This is a genomic window from Acidithiobacillus sp. M4-SHS-6 (assembly GCF_047421495.1).
Taxonomy (GTDB): Bacteria; Pseudomonadota; Gammaproteobacteria; order Acidithiobacillales; family Acidithiobacillaceae; genus Acidithiobacillus.
In genome coordinates, this window is sequence record NZ_CP175559.1 from 1934288 (window position 1) to 1950122 (window position 15835).

General features: G+C 55.5%; 17 protein-coding genes. 1 reads left to right on the forward strand and 16 read right to left on the reverse strand.

Features of this window, described 5'->3' with window-relative positions; genetic code table 11:
* Positions 1-113 precede the first annotated feature (113 nt).
* The 15 genes from ACJU26_RS10140 to rpoE form a co-directional block, all read right to left on the reverse strand.
* On the reverse strand, positions 114-956 hold the full coding sequence (locus tag ACJU26_RS10140; RefSeq protein ID WP_414039537.1) for an Hsp33 family molecular chaperone HslO: 843 nt from the start codon (positions 954-956) through the stop codon (positions 114-116).
* The gene (locus ACJU26_RS10145; RefSeq protein ID WP_414039538.1) at positions 949-1734 is read right to left on the reverse strand and encodes an ATP-binding protein; all 786 of its coding nucleotides are present in this window, start codon (positions 1732-1734) and stop codon (positions 949-951) included. Before ACJU26_RS10145 ends, ACJU26_RS10140 begins: the two co-directional genes overlap by 8 nt.
* Entirely contained in the window at positions 1731-2672 is a 942-nt protein-coding gene (gene rfaE1 / locus ACJU26_RS10150; RefSeq protein WP_414039539.1) for a D-glycero-beta-D-manno-heptose-7-phosphate kinase, read from the reverse strand. The genes ACJU26_RS10145 and rfaE1 overlap by 4 nt, the downstream gene beginning before the upstream one ends.
* Positions 2673-3995, reverse strand: a complete 1323-nt coding sequence (locus ACJU26_RS10155; protein WP_414039540.1) for a UDP-glucose dehydrogenase family protein — start codon at positions 3993-3995, stop codon at positions 2673-2675.
* A 3-nt stretch (positions 3996-3998) separates the two neighbouring features.
* The gene (gene acpS / locus ACJU26_RS10160; RefSeq protein WP_414039541.1) at positions 3999-4388 is read right to left on the reverse strand and encodes a holo-ACP synthase; all 390 of its coding nucleotides are present in this window, start codon (positions 4386-4388) and stop codon (positions 3999-4001) included.
* Entirely contained in the window at positions 4385-5110 is a 726-nt protein-coding gene (pdxJ, locus tag ACJU26_RS10165; protein WP_414039542.1) for a pyridoxine 5'-phosphate synthase, read from the reverse strand. Before pdxJ ends, acpS begins: the two co-directional genes overlap by 4 nt.
* A gap of 19 nt (positions 5111-5129) precedes the next feature.
* Positions 5130-5870: a DNA repair protein RecO gene (recO, locus tag ACJU26_RS10170; RefSeq protein ID WP_414039543.1), complete on the reverse strand. Its 741-nt coding sequence runs from the start codon at positions 5868-5870 to the stop codon at positions 5130-5132.
* Positions 5860-6774 carry a GTPase Era gene (gene era, locus ACJU26_RS10175; protein WP_414039544.1) on the reverse strand — a complete coding sequence of 305 codons (915 nt, stop codon included), beginning with the start codon at positions 6772-6774 and terminating at the stop codon, positions 5860-5862. Before era ends, recO begins: the two co-directional genes overlap by 11 nt.
* Complete coding sequence (rnc, locus tag ACJU26_RS10180) at positions 6767-7447, reverse strand: ribonuclease III (RefSeq protein ID WP_414039545.1); 681 nt, start codon at positions 7445-7447, stop codon at positions 6767-6769. The genes era and rnc overlap by 8 nt, the downstream gene beginning before the upstream one ends.
* A gap of 140 nt (positions 7448-7587) precedes the next feature.
* Positions 7588-8004 (reverse strand): DUF4845 domain-containing protein, encoded by a 417-nt coding sequence (locus ACJU26_RS10185; RefSeq protein ID WP_414039546.1) that lies wholly within the window; start codon positions 8002-8004, stop codon positions 7588-7590.
* 81 nt (positions 8005-8085) lie between these two features.
* Positions 8086-8877, reverse strand: coding sequence for a signal peptidase I (gene lepB / locus ACJU26_RS10190; protein ID WP_414039547.1), 792 nt, complete (start codon positions 8875-8877; stop codon positions 8086-8088).
* 19 nt (positions 8878-8896) lie between these two features.
* A complete protein-coding gene (gene lepA / locus ACJU26_RS10195) occupies positions 8897-10699 on the reverse strand; it encodes a translation elongation factor 4 (RefSeq protein ID WP_414039548.1) in 1803 nt (600 codons plus the stop codon).
* Between the two features lie 103 nt (positions 10700-10802).
* Positions 10803-12215: a DegQ family serine endoprotease gene (locus ACJU26_RS10200; RefSeq protein WP_414041962.1), complete on the reverse strand. Its 1413-nt coding sequence runs from the start codon at positions 12213-12215 to the stop codon at positions 10803-10805.
* 169 nt (positions 12216-12384) lie between these two features.
* Complete coding sequence (locus tag ACJU26_RS10205) at positions 12385-13050, reverse strand: sigma-E factor negative regulatory protein (RefSeq protein WP_414039549.1); 666 nt, start codon at positions 13048-13050, stop codon at positions 12385-12387.
* Positions 13047-13673: an RNA polymerase sigma factor RpoE gene (gene rpoE, locus ACJU26_RS10210; protein ID WP_414039550.1), complete on the reverse strand. Its 627-nt coding sequence runs from the start codon at positions 13671-13673 to the stop codon at positions 13047-13049. Before rpoE ends, ACJU26_RS10205 begins: the two co-directional genes overlap by 4 nt.
* Before the next feature lie 113 nt (positions 13674-13786).
* Here rpoE and nadB point away from each other — a divergent pair, with 113 nt between their 5' ends.
* On the forward strand, positions 13787-15418 hold the full coding sequence (nadB, locus tag ACJU26_RS10215; RefSeq protein WP_414039551.1) for an L-aspartate oxidase: 1632 nt from the start codon (positions 13787-13789) through the stop codon (positions 15416-15418).
* Here nadB and ACJU26_RS10220 read toward each other — a convergent pair.
* Entirely contained in the window at positions 15333-15824 is a 492-nt protein-coding gene (locus tag ACJU26_RS10220) for a hypothetical protein (RefSeq protein ID WP_414039552.1), read from the reverse strand. The genes nadB and ACJU26_RS10220 overlap by 86 nt on opposite strands.
* Positions 15825-15835 lie beyond the last annotated feature (11 nt).

Here is a 15835-nt window from a genome sequence, read left to right on the forward strand (position 1 = left end):
TTAGACTGTTCAACATCAAAAAAGTTGCCGAAACTTCCCCTCCTCTCTCCTGGAGGTGAATGATAGCGTAGAAGCCGCAGTTACGCCACAGCGTTATTAGAAAAACCCCAAAATCAATGCAAAAGGTGTGCCGGGGCGAAGAGCAAAGCCACATCGGCTTCATCAAAGCGGTACACCTCCTGACAATACTCGCAGGTGACCACAATGGCACCCTCACTGCGCAGGGTGTCCTCCGCTTCTGCCGATCCCAGGGAAATCAGCATGCGTTCCACTTTTTCCCGGGAACAGGAGCAGGCGAAACTCAGCGCCTGTGGCGCACGCAAGCGCACGGCGGAATCGGGAAAAATTTCCGGCAGGAACTGCTCGGGATGGGCTTGCAGCAAGGATTGATCCGACCCGACCGCAATGAATTGCTTAGCCAATTCCCAATCTTCATCCGCCAGTACACCGGGCAGGCGTTGCAGGAAATAACCCCCTGCTTGCTGACGCTCCGGGTCTGCAACCAACCGGAAGTAAGCCGGCGACTGCACCGATTCCGCAAAATAGGCATTCAGGGAAAGGGCCAGACTGTCGCGAAGTTCTACTAAACCCTGGTAGCGATCCCGATCCATGCCCATATCGACGGTGATGGCCAGCAGGGCCTCGGGTAAACGCGATAAATCTACCGACACGCCCTCTTCCCAGTTGCCATAAGCCCGCATCCCGCCAGCGGCCGTCATTTCTGCCACCAGCAGTTTTAACGGACCCTTGCTCTGCGCCTGAATGATCAGCCGTTCATAATTTTTCTGGGTGGTGGCCAGCAAAGCAAGACCTACCAGTACTTCGCCCAGCAATTGCGCCACTTCGGCATGTCCCTGAAAACCTCGCAATACGCGTGTATAGATGGCATCCAGACGGCAGCATGCACCCCGCAAGGGCAGGATTTCCCAATAAAAGCTCTGTGAAAAATCAGTCATGGTCATCCTCAACATCCAAATCTTCCAGCCCCTTGCGCATTAACGGCTGCATGGCCCGCTGCAGCTGTTTGAACAAGCGCGGATCATGGGCTTCCTGTTGGGCCAGCAGTTCTTTCATGTGCTGGCGTTCGGTGGGTTTACCAAAGCAGGCGGGGCAATTCTCCTGAATCACCGGTAGCTGCTGTTCTTCGGCATGCTGGCGCATCTGTCTTTCACGACAATATACCAGTGGCCTTATCACCCGTAAGTCTCCCTCCCGGACCCGGTAATGGGCTTTCATGGTGCGCATTTCGCCATTGTAAAACATGGACATGAAAAAGCTTTCGGCAAAATCATCCAGATGTTGTCCCAAGGCCAGTACATTGTAGCCTTCCCGGCGGGCACAACGATACAGCACCCCCCGCCGCATCCGCGCACAAAAACTGCAATAAGAAGGACGCAGCAGATGGTTTTTGGCCCGCTCATAAATATCCTGTCGTTCCAGAAAATAGGGAATGTCCAGAGATGCCATGTAGGGGACCAGCACTTGTGGATCGTAATCGGGACTCATGGGATCAACCGTCGCCACACCCAGTTCAAAGGGCACCGGGAAATGGCGCTGCAGGGTCCGCAGCATATGCAGCAAGGTCAGGGAATCCTTGCCCCCGGATAGAGCCAGCAAAATACGGTCACCAGGCTGGATCATGCGAAAATCCGCTATGGCACGACCAATCCGCCGCTGCAGCAGCTTGGGTACGGGCAGACGCGGAACCACTGAAGGCTCTAGCCCCGGATTCATCCCGCACTCGGGGTGGCGAGTTCCTCACGGCTGACCACCGCAGCACCCAGCTTACCCACCACAATGCCCGCCGCGCGATTGGCCAGTTCCACAGCCTGGTCCATGGGCCAGGCTGCTGCCAGGGCGGTAGCCAGGGTGGCAATGACCGTATCCCCGGCACCAGTCACATCAAACACTTCTCGCGCCTGGGCGGGGTGATGATGGATGGTGTTTTCAGTAAAGAGGGTCATCCCCTCTTCTCCTCGGGTCACCAACAGGGCTTCCAGTTGCAATTTTTGTCGCCATTCCTTTCCCAGGGCCAGAAACGCCGCCTCATTGTCCCAAGTACCTGCCACCGCCTGAAATTCACTCACGTTGGGAGTAATGATGGTGGCTCCGGCATAGGGTCGGTAATTCCGCCCCTTGGGATCAATCAACACCGGCAAGCCCGCCGCTCTTCCAGAAGCAATCAGGGTTTCCACCTCGCGTAAAGCGCCCTTACCATAATCGGAGAGCAACAAGGCACCAGCACCATTCAGCGCAGTATGAAGCTCGGCGCGCATGGCGGCCCCATGCTCGGGACTGGGTTGCGATTCGAAATCCATGCGCAGTAACTGCTGTTGATGGCCAATGACGCGCAATTTTACGGTCGTGGAATATGCGGAATCAGCGATCAGGCTGGTCTGCACGCCAGCCTTTTCCAGTAGGGCAGAAAGTTGGGTACTGGCGGCATCCTGCCCCACCGGAGCCAGCAAGTGCGCCTTCGCCCCCAAAGAAACTACATTGAGCGCCACATTGGCAGCCCCACCCGGCCGTTCTTCTTCCCGCCGCACCTGCACCACAGGCACGGGGGCTTCGGGAGAAATACGCTCGACCTTGCCGAACCAATAGCGATCCAGCATCACGTCGCCGATGATGGCCACATGGGCCTGATCGAGATTTTTTAGAGACAGGCGCATTCAGGGACGTCCAATGGCGGAGTAGCGGAAACCTTCCGCCCGCAGGGTGGCAGGTTCATAAATATTGCGACCATCCACAATGATGGGCTGCCGCAACAAGCGGCGCATTTTAGCAAAATCCGGGCTACGAAATTCCTGCCATTCGGTACAGATGACCAAGGCATCAGCCCCCTCACAGGCGGCATAGGGGTCTTCACAGAGGGTCAGTGCTGCCTGACCGCCATAGAGTCGCCTTAGCTCATCCATCGCGACCGGATCATAGGCCTGCACAGTCCCGCCTCTCCGCCAGATACCCGCCATCAGCGCCCGACTGGGTGCCTCGCGCAGATCATCGGTATTGGGCTTGAACGCCAGTCCCCAGATGGCAATATTTTTACCGGCCAGGTTTCCGCCCAAGGCCACGACCAGTTTCTTTTCGAGAACCTGTTTCTGGCGATTATTGACAGCTTCCACAGCAGTCAGCAGTGGAGCGGCAAAATCATGCTGCCGGGCGCTGTATTCGAGGGCGCGTACATCCTTGGGAAAACAGGACCCGCCATAACCACAACCGGGATAAATGAAGGAGTAACCAATGCGCGGATCCGCACCTATACCGCGCCGCACCTGTTCAATATCCGCTCCCACGCACTCCGCCAATCCGGCCAGTTCATTCATCAGGGAAATCTTGGTGGCGAGCATGACATTGGCGGCATATTTGGTCAGTTCAGCGGAGGGTGGATCCATGACGATGAGGCGGTCATGATTGCGATTGAAAGGCGCATAGAGGGCGCGCATTTTTTCTGCCGCAGCCGGATCGTCAGTCCCGATGATAATCCGGTCAGGCTTCATGAAGTCCGCTACCGCAGTGCCTTCCTTGAGAAACTCGGGATTGGAAACGACCACAAAGGGAATATCCACTCCGCGTCTGTGCAAGACCGCCGCAATATGCTCCTGGACTTTACGAGCCGTACCCACGGGAACCGTGGATTTGTTGATCACGACCACCGGATTTCGAAGGTGTCCACCAATTTCATCGGCAACGGCCAAAACATGGCGCAAGTCGGCTGATCCATCTTCTTCGGGAGGAGTGCCTACGGCAATGAAAATAAAATCACCATGGGCGACTCCGGCAGCAATTTCCGTCGTAAACTGCAGTCTCCCGCTTTTGACACCCTCCTGGACAATGCTCGGCAGGTCCGGTTCGTAGATAGGCACCTCGGCCTCGCGCAGACGCGCGACTTTCTCGGCATCAATGTCGACGCAAAGCACCTGATTGCCCACCTGGGCGAGACAGGCACCCGTGACCAATCCCACATAACCCGTTCCCACGACCGTTATTTTCATGCGTTATACTCCCAATTCCAGAATAACCACGGCCGTGGCATAACGGCGTTCGTCACTGATGGACAGCCAGATACGCACTTCCCTTCCCCATTGCGCCAGCAACTCGGCCGGTTTTCCCTGCATGAGCAACTGCGGACGACCGGCTGCATCATGGGTCACCTGCACATCAGACCAACGCATACCTTCACCCAGGCCACTTCCCAGCGCCTTATAGGCGGCTTCCTTGGCAGCAAAACGCCGCGCCAGAAAGGCCGCAGCAGCGGTGCTTTCCTCGGGCAACTCGGCACACTCCAGAGCGCCGAGCAGCCGTTCCGCGAAACGGCGACCATAGCGGGCATGCAGGCGGGCCATGCGTTCGACGGCCACAATATCCGTACCCATCCCCATGATCATCCCCGTGCCTCAAGCATCAAGCGCTTCATTTCTGTCACGGCAGCAGCCAATCCCGCAAATACCGCGTGGGACACGATGGCGTGGCCGATATTCAACTCACGGATACCGGGAATGGCCGCAATGGCCTGGACATTGTGATAATCCAGACCATGGCCGGCATTCACCTGCAAACCCAGACTCTCGGCAAAACTGACCGCTCTGATGATCAGCTCCAGCTCTTCCTGGCGTTTTGCAGGATGATGGGCGTTGGCATAACGCCCCGTATGCAGCTCGATGACCGGGGCGCCGCTTTCTGCAGCAGCCTCCAGTTGAAAGGGATCGGGATCGACAAACAGGGAAACGCGCACCTCGGCAGTGGCCAGACGCTGGCAGGCTTCCTTGATGCGCGGCATCTGCCCGGCGACATCAAGTCCGCCTTCCGTGGTGAGTTCCGCGCGACGCTCGGGTACCAGACAGCAATCGCTGGGAGCCAGTCGCTCGGCAATGCGCAGCACTCCTTCATCCACCGCCATTTCCAGATTGAGACGGGTTTGCAAGGTCTGACTGAGGATTTCAATGTCCCGATCCTGGATATGCCGACGATCCTCGCGGAGGTGCGCGGTAATGGCATCGGCTCCGGCGCGCTCGGCCACAAAGGCCGCTTCGATGGGGTCCGGATAACGAGTACCCCGGGCCTGGCGCAGGGTAGCCACATGATCAATATTAACGCCCAAGGCAATCATGCCAGTTGCTCCTCATCATTCAGGTGGATGCTGTCCGTTTACCGCGCTGCAAGTATGCCGCAAGGAGGCGGCGGCTCTCCAGTGCCCGTCTACCGAGATGCACTTGCAGTTCACGTTCCAGATAGTGCCGCAAGTGGGCATTATAACCGGAAGCCGGGGCAGAATTCATCGGACCACGGAGCCATTCCAGAACTTCCGCGGGTATGGCCACAGCTGCCTCTCCCGGAGCATGTCGTGGACAGAAAATACCTGTCTGGGTCCCATAAAACCAGGTAGCACCCGATGTCAAGGCGATTCCACAGTGCCCGCATTGCCCCAGGTCCGCTGCCCAGCCCAATGCTTCCAGCAAGCGACGCTCATAACGGCGAAGATTCCAGGCGATATCAGGGACTTCAGACAAGGCCCTGAGGGTATTTTCATATTCGCCAAAAAATTGGGGGAAAGGATCACCACGCTGAGTGAGTCTCAGTAATAACTCGTTCATATAAAACAGACTTATTTTTTGCAGGGCGTTCAAGGGCTGGTTAGGACCCAGATCCTCGGCCTGCACAAGCAAAGGGAGATCACCTTTTCCCAGCCAGCGAATCCAGAGCGGCCGCCCCGCCTCGATGCTGGCGAGCGATGAACGCGGACGTCGTGCGCCTTTGGCCAGCAGTCCCAAACGTCCATGTTGCTGACTGAAAAACTCCACTACCAGACTGGAATCCCCATAAACATAGCGATGCAGTACCCAGGCCCGATCACCAGAGTCAGTCGTCATACCCCAGCTCACGCAGGATATGCGTATCCTCCGTCCATTGCTCTTTTTGCTTCACCCAAAGGCCGAGCCAGACCCGCTCTTCCGTCAACTGTTGCAGTGCTTCCCGGGCCCGGCTGCCAATCATCCGTAAACGACCGCCCCCTTCACCGAGAATAATGGCTTTCTGACCCGGCTTGCGACAATAAATGGTAGCCTCGATGCGTTGCTGCCCATTTTCTATCTGATAACTGTCAATAGCGACAGCAGTGTCATAGGGTAACTCCGCCCCCAGTTGCCGGAAAATCTGCTCGCGAACAATCTCGGCGGCCATGAACCGTAAATGACGATCCGTGACCTGATCTTCAGGGAAAATTGCGGGCGCGGCCGGCAAGAGGGGAATCAATATATCCGCCAACTTTTCCATATCGCCGGTTTTGCGCGCGGATACCGGAACCACCGCCACAAAATTGGCACGCTCGGTCAAGCGCTGCAAATAGGGGAACAGGCGCTCCTTGGCCTTGATTTTATCAATTTTATTCACAACGGCCAGCAGGGGCAGACCACTGCGTTGCAACCAACGCAAGGCTTCTTCATCATCTTCCATCCAGAGCATGGCCTCAAGCACCAAGACGCCCAGATCCGCAGACTCCAGCGCGCCACGGGTGGCTCTCAACAGATGCCGGTTGAGACTGCGGTAACCACTATGCACACCCGGGGTATCCAGAAACAGCGCCTGGCCGTCGGGACGGGTTAAAATGCCCAGAATCTGGTCGCGCGTGGTTTGCGGGCGGGGGGCAGTAATACTGATTTTCTGCCCGACAAGATGATTCAAGAGTGTGGATTTACCCACATTGGGACGCCCCAGCAGGGCCACATAGCCACTCCGGTAATGATTGCCGGTTGCTACCGAGTCGTTTTCAGACACGCGACAGGTTCTGCAGTTGCGCAAGCATCAGAGCCGCCGCTTGTTGTTCGGCTTTGCGGCGACTGCCATCTTCTGCTTCCGTGGGCTCCACATCGGGCACCGTACAGCGCGCCACAAAGCGTCTTTCATGGGCCTGGCCTTTTTCTTCGATCAGGGTATAAATCGGCAAAGGACGCCCCCGGCCCTGCAAAAACTCCTGCAACCGGGTTTTCGGGTCGCGTAGTTCCGCATCTCCCAGCTGATCGGTGATGCGTGGCTCCAGCAGCTTCAGGACAATTCCCTCCGCGGCCTGAAAACCGCCATCCAGAAAAGCAGCGCCGATCACGGCTTCCAGAGCATCGGCACGAATGGAATCCCGTCTTGCACCACCGCTACGCACCTCACCCGGTCCCAAAATGAGATGGTCAGCCAGGGCAATTTCACCGGCAATTTCCGCCAGGGTTTCTTCACGCACCAGCCGTGCTCGCATCCGCGACAAATCGCCCTCGCTGACCTTGGGAAAACGGGCAAACAAGCGCGCAGCGACCACAAAATTCAGGGCCGCATCGCCCAGAAACTCCAGTCGTTCATTGTGAGCCGCCCCAGCGCTACGGTGAGTCAGCGCCTGAATGAGCCAGTTCATCTCGGCAAAATGGTATCCAATAGCTTTTTGCAGCACATCCAGCGAAGCCATAACTTCAGTCTCTATCGTCTTCAAACACAAAAAAATGATTTTATCATACACGGAAAGAACTGCTTGCGGATACTCTTGATTGAATCGCCAAAACGGCGCTTGGCCGGGATAGTCTTCCGGGTAATGGACCATAACCCCGATCAATGCCCGCCTTTGGCCTGAAAATGCAGAAGCAGACTCATATTCCCGGCCAGAGGAACAATTTTATCGTAGGTCACCGTAATGAGTACGGGTCCGTTACCAGCCCTTTCAATCACGATATCCTTTTGTGGAATATGAATCATAGCAACACCCAAACGCCCGTTCAGATTATAGAGAATTTGTCCCGCAGACTCCTCTGGGCCCGCCTGCTGCGCTTGTTGCTTGACGATATTTTGCAGGGACCAGTAATCGTAATAACTGGGCATCACTTTGACCACGAAAGCAATCACCAGCACCAGTGCCAAGATCCAGAAAATCACCCCAATCAGCCCCATTCCGGCTTCCGGGGAAGGAACGGCAGGAGGATTGACGGACAGACCACCCCGGTTGCGGAACCACTGAACAAGACCTTGCATGATGTAATACTCCGGGCACGTCAAATGAAATCATTGCTTATTTAGTCGGCAACCATCATTCACGCAAGGAGTAATCCGGCATTATTGGCGGCCATCCAGGGAACGACCAATCTGCTTCCAGCGAATGGACCAATCTTCCGCATCCCAGGAGAACCAGACAAACATGGCTTTACCCACGATATTACGTTCCGGCACGACCCCCCAGAAACGGCTGTCATTACTGTTGTCACGATCATCTCCCATCATGAAGTAGGAATGGGGCGGTACCTTGTAGGGGCCGAAATCCATCCGGGCTTCAGGGGTGTCGAACTCAATGATGTGAAAATGATGACCACCCAGTTCCTGGGCATATTCTTTAGTGGGGATCACCATGCCTTCGGCACCCTGACCTTCCGGACGATAATCAAAGGTACCCAGATATTTTTGGGGAATCAATTTACCATTGATATAAAGAGCATTGCCTTTCACCTCAATGGTATCTCCAGGCAAGCCAATGACCCGCTTGATGTAGTCAATGCGGGGGTTCTTGGGGTAGCGAAACACCATGATATCCCCCGCCTCTACCGGACTGCCCCGGGTAATCTGGGTATGAATCAAAGGCAGACGCAAGCCCCATTGGAATTTGTTGACGAGGACAAAATCCCCGACACGCAGGGTCGGAATCATGGAACCGGAAGGAATCTGAAAAGGCTCAAAAAGAAAGGAGCGAATCAAAAATACGACCAACAAAACCGGGAAAAAGCTGCGGGCATACTCTACAATGAGGGATTCCCGGGTTTCCTTGTCACGTCTGCGCCGGAGAAAAACAATATCCACCAGCCAGATCAGACCGGATAAGAGCACCGCCAGAAACAACCCCAAAGTAAAATCCATCGATATATTTCCTTCCTGTTTAGCGTTTACCGCTCTTCAGCACTGCGAGAAAAGCTTCTTGCGGAATTTCCACATGCCCCACCTGTTTCATGCGCTTTTTGCCCTCTTTCTGTTTCTCCAGCAATTTTCTTTTGCGGGAAACATCACCACCGTAACACTTGGCCAGCACATTTTTGCGCATGGCCTTGACGGATTCACGGGCAATTATTCGGGCACCAATGGCCGCTTGTATGGCCACTTCGAACATTTGCCGGGGAATAAGTTCACGCAAACGTGTTACCAGCTCCCGACCGCGCCGCTCGGAAACGTCCCGATGCACAATCCAGGACAGGGCATCCAGTTTTTCGCCATTGATGAGAATGTCCATCTTGACCAAGGGAGCACTCTCGAAGCGGGCGAATTCATAGTCCATGGAGGCATAGCCCCGACTGACGGATTTCAGACGGTCGAAAAAGTCCAGGACCACCTCGTTATGGGGTAATTCATAGCGCAACATGACTTGTCCACTGGTAAACTGCATATTCTTCTGCCGACCACGGCGTTCTTCGCATAAAGCGATGACGGGTCCCAAATAGGTTTCGGGTACCAAAATATTGGCACTGATGACGGGTTCCTGAAAGTCCGCGATTTTCTGAGCAGGGGGCAATTCTGCGGGGTTGGAAATTTTCAGGGTCTGCCCATCCGTCGTAATCACTTGGTATACCACAGTCGGTGCCGTGCTGATGAGTTCCAATTGATATTCACGCTCCAGCCGCTCCTGCACAATTTCCATGTGTAACAACCCAAGGAAACCACAGCGGAAGCCGAAACCCAAGGCCTGGGAAGTTTCCGGTTCAAATTGCAGGGCCGCATCATTCAGACGTAGCTTCTGCAAGGCTTCACGAAAAGCTTCATAATTGGAGGAATCTACCGGATACAAGCCGGTAAACACCTGGGGTTGTACTTCCCGAAAGCCCGGCAAGGCCTGGCTTGCCGGGCGATCCTGTTCGGTCAGGGTGTCACCTACCCGGGCGCCTTCAATGCTTTTGACCCCGGCTATGACAAAACCCACGGCACCCGTTTCCAGAACCGGTACCGTCAGCGATTTGGGGGTAAAAACGCCGACCTTTTCGACCACATAATTTTTCTGCCCGACCATGGTGACTACTCGTTGGCCGGGCCGAATCGCTCCGTTCATGACCCGCACCAGAACCACCGTGCCCAGATAATTGTCGAACCAGGAGTCGATGATGAGGGCCTGCAGAGGGGCATTGCCATCACCTTGGGGAGCGGGAATCCGTTCGACCACCCTTTCCAGAATTTCCCGGATGCCAATACCTTCCTTGGCGCTGGCTTCTATGGCGTCATCGGCGGGGAGGCCGACAATTTCTTCGATTTCCGTGCGCACCCGGGCAGGATCCGCCGCTGGCAGATCAATTTTATTGAGAACCGGGACGATCTCCAGATCATGTTCCAGCGCTGTGTAGCAGTTGGCGACACTCTGTGCCTCTACTCCCTGGGAAGCATCCACCACCAGCAAGGCGCCCTCACAGGCCGCCAGGGAGCGGCTGACCTCATAGGAAAAATCCACGTGGCCGGGAGTGTCAATCAGATTGAACTGGTATTCCTGACCATTTTTGGCCTTGAACTGCAGACGCACACTTTGCGCCTTGATGGTGATTCCCCGCTCTTTTTCAATATCCATGGTATCCAGCACCTGACTGGACATTTCCCGTTCCGTCAGCGCCCCACACAAGCGGATGAACTGATCAGCGAGGCTGGACTTGCCGTGATCCACATGGGCAATAATGGAAAAATTACGAATATGTTGCTGCTCAGTCATATACCCTTAAATCCCAGAGAACCGACAGATTGTACCGTTTCGCTCGACACCATAACAAAAAGGGCTGGGAGGCACACCCAGCCCTTGACCATCATCCTGCTTTTCAGCGCGGTAGCGAGAGTACCAGATAGAAGCTGCCATTGCCGCGACGTACCAGCACCGGGATGGGTTGACCGACGGGTAGTGACGCTACCAGTTTCTGCAACGTGCTGACATTATCGATCGGCTGTTGCGCCACTTGGAGAATAACATCTCCCGGGCGAATACCCGCTTCTGCCGCGATTCCCGGTGCCACGCCCAAAACCAGAACGCCCGTATTGACATTCAACTGTTTGCGGGCCTCTGCCGTGAGCGGACCCACTTCAATATGCAGCCGCTTGATTTCACCTTTTTGGTTTTGCGTGCCGGAAGTTGCACCATTATCCGCCAATTTTTCCATATCCCCAGGCAAACTTTCGACCACGATATTCAGCGTCATCGGCTTGCCATCGCGAATGATTCCCAGCTTTGCCTTGAACCCGGCGGGCAGTGCCCCGACCATGGGGGGCAATTGACCCGAGTTATAGATGGCTTGACCATCAAAGGAAACAATCACGTCACCCGGATGCAAGCCCGCCTTGGCTGCGGGACCGTCGGGGACCACTTGGGATACCAGGGCGCCGATGGGCTCTTTCATGTGAAAGGATTTAGCCAAGTCCATACTGACATCCTGAACCATGACCCCGAGCCAGCCAAAATGCACTTTCTGGTGTAATTTGAGTTGCTTGACGGCATCCATGGCCACATTGATGGGGATGGAAAAAGACAAGCCCATGTAGCCACCACTACTGGTGTATATCTGGTCATTGATACCGATCACCTGACCACGCATATTGAACAACGGGCCGCCGGAATTGCCCGGGTTGATCGGTACATCCGTCTGAATGAAGGGGATATAGGGATCATCCGGCAAGGGTCGGGAAGTAGCGCTGACCACTCCCTGGGTGACACTATTTTCGAAACCAAAGGGAGAACCTACAGCCAGCACCCACTGCCCCACTTCTAGCCTGCTAGAATCGCCAATCTGCACGGTTGGTAAGTTGTTGGCATCAATCTTGAGCAGAGCCACATCCATCCGGGAAGACAAGCCTACCAGGCGGGCAGGGTACTGCTGATGACTGGTCAGGCTGACGATAATTTTCTGGGCACCTTTGACGACATGGGCCGCAGTGACAATGTAACCATCCGGACTGACAATAAAACCAGAGCCCAGAGACTGAATCTGATATTTATGACCTGGAGCGGCCCCTTCACCCTGATCATTACCGGGTTGACCTGGCGCCCCAAAAAAAGGGGCAAAAAATTGATTCAGGGGGGAATTGGGTGGAAACGGAGAACCGCCCCCACGCGCCACCTTGGTTTCCGTCGTGCTGATGTTCACCACGGCAGGGCCATATTGTTTGACAATGGGTGTAAAATCTGGAAGTGCGACCATTGCCGGAGGAATTGAGCCCACATCCGCCATGGCCGGGAGCATCCCTGCAAAGCCCAAGGAAAACCCTACACAAAGCGCCGCCAATGGGCGCTGTTTACGCCGCACACAATTATTCAAAGTACACTCCCTCCCAACCACCAATAGTACTTATTCAAGATTCCCTGCTTATCATCTCGTTATCGGGGCAGACTGGCAACAGTTTCTGCCGTTTTTATGGATAGCCGCCAGCAGAATGATAAGCAGAGATATTACTGATTCCCGCTGTGGAATTATACACCGTATTTTGCAGCGTCCCAGCATTGGCGTAATTGGCCGAAGCTGACACGGGCAGATAATTACTCTGGCCAGGAATCCAGAGCCGCTTGATATCGCGTTGAATCATCAGATCAGGTCCGGTAGGCTTCACATTGAAATCGCCTACCGGGCGAAGATGAAAGACTTCCTGGGTCCCTTGTGTGCCACTCAACAGCGCCGTCTGACTGTTGTAATGACCAGCAGGGACAGGATCTACTTGTCCGCTAGAAAGTGTATTACGGGGCAGCAGGCCTACCAAGGTGACCGATACCACCAGGACTGCAGCGACCGCACCGGCCTTCATCCAGAACGGGCCCAAGACACGGCGTGATCCTGACGCTCGAGGGGCCAGAATACTGGGCTCATCGGCAATCCGCGCCGCTATGCGATCGGCAAATCCAGGCGATGCCCACCGGGTTCCGGTACGGTCATTTTGCAGCAAAAAGGAAATCCAGTATTGATTTTCCCAGGCATCACGAAGACGACGCTCGTTTTGCAGCCTGGAGGCCATACGATTGGCTTGCAAGGGTCCCATTTCACCTTCCATGAAGGCCATCAGATCTTCTCTGCCTTGATTATTCATGACTGTTCCTGGTTTAACAAAGGGGCCAAAACCTTGGCAATGGCTTCCCGTGCCCTGAAAATCCGGGATCTCACCGTCCCCACTGGACATTCCATCACCTGCGCAATCTCGTCATAACTCAGACCCTCAAACTCCCTGAGTGTCACTGCCGTTCGCAAATCTTCCGGCAATTCCGACAAGGCACCATGAATATGCTCCGCCAGTTCCTTGCTGAGCATAACGCCTTCCGGAGTATCATATTCCCTTAGTCCATCAGCGCCGGCAAATTGTTCCGCATCTTCCGTCTCGGCGTCGACAATAGCCACCTGCCGACCCTGGGCAACCAGATGGTTTTTGGCGGTGTTGACGGCGATGCGGTACAACCAGGTATAAAAGGCGCTATCCCCCCGAAAATTTTTCAGGGCCCGATAGGCTTTGACAAAGGCTTCCTGGGCCACATCTTCCGCTTCTTCCGGGGTCCGCACAAAGCGTCCGACCAAGGCCACCACCTTGTGTTGATATTTGCGTACCAACAGATCAAAAGCCTTTTTTTCACCTTTTTGTACGCGCTGAACGAGAAGCAAGTCAGTGGACGCGCCGCTTTCCGGCGCGTCCCTGGAGCCGCGTCCACCTGTTTTACTCATTCAGCCGTCCTTTATGGTTCTGGTGCCGTTCTTCACCTTATCAACGCGTCATCGTATCATGACCCACGCGTTTGCTTGCAACAACATCCCCATGATCTTATCCAGGACGATGAATGCCCGCTTTTGACTTTTTGATTATCGGTTCCGGTGCCGCCGGTCTGAGCACTGCCCTGGGGCTCGCCCGTCTGGGTAGTGTCGCCATTCTCAGCAAGGATCAAGCCTCTGTCTCGGCCAGCGACTGGGCCCAGGGAGGGATGGCAGCGGTCATGGATTTTACCCAGGACAGTATCGCCATGCATATTGAAGACACACTGGGGGCCGGGGCGGGGCTTTGTCATCCTGATGCGGTAACCCGGATTATTCAGGCGGGTCCTGCAGCAGCCCAACAATTGATCAACTGGGGAGTGCCTTTTGATCGGCAAAAGGATGGCGCCTGGCATCTGACCCGAGAGGGAGGACACCGGGTGCGACGCGTTCTCCATCGGGCCGACACCACCGGTAACGCCATCGAAAGTACCTTGCTCGGGCAAGTACGGCAACAAGCCAGGATCCACCTCTTCGAAAATCACTTGGTCAGCGAATTATGGCTTCACGATGGGCGCTGTCAGGGGGTCTGGGTGCTGGATGCCCACCACGACACCCCGGAATTGTGGACCGCTCGAGCCATCATTTTGGCCAGTGGCGGAGCCGGTCAACTGTATCTGCATAGCAGCAATCCCCTGGTGGCTACAGGAGATGGTATTGCCCTGGCTTACCGTGCCGGGGCGGAAATCGCCAATCTGGAGTTCATCCAGTTCCACCCAACGACTCTCTACGATCCTGGCCATGCCCCTTTTTTACTTTCGGAAACATTGCGTGGCGAAGGAGCGGTACTCCGCCTGCCTGATGGCAGCCATTTTCTGGACCGTTACGATCCGCGTGCGGAGTTGGCAGCTCGGGACATTGTCGCTCGCGCCATTGATACGGAAATGAAAAAACATCATCTTTCCCATGTCACCCTGGATATCAGTGCAGAAACTGCAGATGCCGTGCGCCAGCATTTTCCCGCCATATACCGCCATTGCCTGGAGCGCGGCTACGATCTGACCCGGGAGGCAATCCCGGTGGTGCCCGCCGCTCATTATACCTGTGGTGGAGTGGTAGTGGACGCTTGCGGACGCAGCACCATACCCGGCCTTTATGCCGCCGGAGAAGTCAGTGCCACCGGACTGCATGGGGCCAATCGCCTGGCCAGCAATTCCCTGCTGGAATGTGTGGTAGGGGCAGCCAGTATTGTTCAAACGCTGGAAGGAGAAGAAAGTCTTCCGGAACAGCCCATCTACCACGCAGATGTTCCTGCACTTGCTGCTCCGGGGCACCGAGGGTTGCTTCCCGATCAGCGCGGCATTCTTGAGATGCGCCACACCATTCAGCAACGCATGTGGCAGTCTGGAGGCATTATTCGCAACGATCAGGACATGGGCAAGGCGTTGGAGCAACTGGCTGCCATGTCCGTGCAAATCGGCGAAAATTCCGGGGTGTCGAGGCGTTATCAGGAGCTGCGCAACTTGCGTCAGAATGCGGAAATCCTGCTACGTTCCGCCCTGTTTCGCCGTGAATCCCGAGGCTGTCATTTCAATACGGATCATCCAGATTGCGCTGAACAACCTTTCGATGTCATCAGCCAGCGCGACCGGGAGCAACCTTATGCTCGTCCCATACCTGCCGCAGATACAGGCGCCAGAGACGCCAGACCTCGTCCCTGAAGGGGAAAATACCGGTCAAGGTGTATTTTTCCCGGCGGTTGTCCTGCAGCGATACCAGTCCGAGCCGGGGATGCAGGAAGGGATGGTCCTGCATCTGCACCGCGCGCTGTTCACCATTGCCCAGCTGAAGCAGTAATTGGTTTTCTGGTCCAGACAGCAGGACAAGGGGCAGCCGCAACTGGCGCTGGACAGACCAGGGACAGCGCCCTATCACCCAGGCAGCCACGACAATCAACAACAGCAGTCCGAAGCGGAAATGATCGAGCATGGACAAGAGCGCACACAGTCCCGCCAATAAACAAGGCAGACTGTGCAGTAGTGCCTGTTGCTGGACCGTCCCGCAGAAAAGCGGGGGCAGCCCTTTGTCCCCGTCAGTCATCGCGCTATGATTGAAAACTGTCTGCACGGTTCTCCGGG

Coding starts and splice junctions, on each gene's coding strand:
- ACJU26_RS10140 (WP_414039537.1), bottom strand. CDS start 956: ATGACTGATTTTTCACAGAGCTTTTATTGGGAAATCCTGCCCTTGCGG.
- ACJU26_RS10145 (WP_414039538.1), bottom strand. CDS start 1,734: ATGAATCCGGGGCTAGAGCCTTCAGTGGTTCCGCGTCTGCCCGTACCC.
- rfaE1 (WP_414039539.1), bottom strand. CDS start 2,672: ATGCGCCTGTCTCTAAAAAATCTCGATCAGGCCCATGTGGCCATCATC.
- ACJU26_RS10155 (WP_414039540.1), bottom strand. CDS start 3,995: ATGAAAATAACGGTCGTGGGAACGGGTTATGTGGGATTGGTCACGGGT.
- acpS (WP_414039541.1), bottom strand. CDS start 4,388: ATGATCATGGGGATGGGTACGGATATTGTGGCCGTCGAACGCATGGCC.
- pdxJ (WP_414039542.1), bottom strand. CDS start 5,110: ATGATTGCCTTGGGCGTTAATATTGATCATGTGGCTACCCTGCGCCAG.
- recO (WP_414039543.1), bottom strand. CDS start 5,870: ATGACGACTGACTCTGGTGATCGGGCCTGGGTACTGCATCGCTATGTT.
- rnc (WP_414039545.1), bottom strand. CDS start 7,447: ATGGCTTCGCTGGATGTGCTGCAAAAAGCTATTGGATACCATTTTGCC.
- ACJU26_RS10185 (WP_414039546.1), bottom strand. CDS start 8,004: ATGCAAGGTCTTGTTCAGTGGTTCCGCAACCGGGGTGGTCTGTCCGTC.
- lepB (WP_414039547.1), bottom strand. CDS start 8,877: ATGGATTTTACTTTGGGGTTGTTTCTGGCGGTGCTCTTATCCGGTCTG.
- lepA (WP_414039548.1), bottom strand. CDS start 10,699: ATGACTGAGCAGCAACATATTCGTAATTTTTCCATTATTGCCCATGTG.
- ACJU26_RS10200 (WP_414041962.1), bottom strand. CDS start 12,215: ATGCTCCCGGCCATGGCGGATGTGGGCTCAATTCCTCCGGCAATGGTC.
- ACJU26_RS10205 (WP_414039549.1), bottom strand. CDS start 13,050: ATGAATAATCAAGGCAGAGAAGATCTGATGGCCTTCATGGAAGGTGAA.
- rpoE (WP_414039550.1), bottom strand. CDS start 13,673: ATGAGTAAAACAGGTGGACGCGGCTCCAGGGACGCGCCGGAAAGCGGC.
- nadB (WP_414039551.1), top strand. CDS start 13,787: ATGCCCGCTTTTGACTTTTTGATTATCGGTTCCGGTGCCGCCGGTCTG.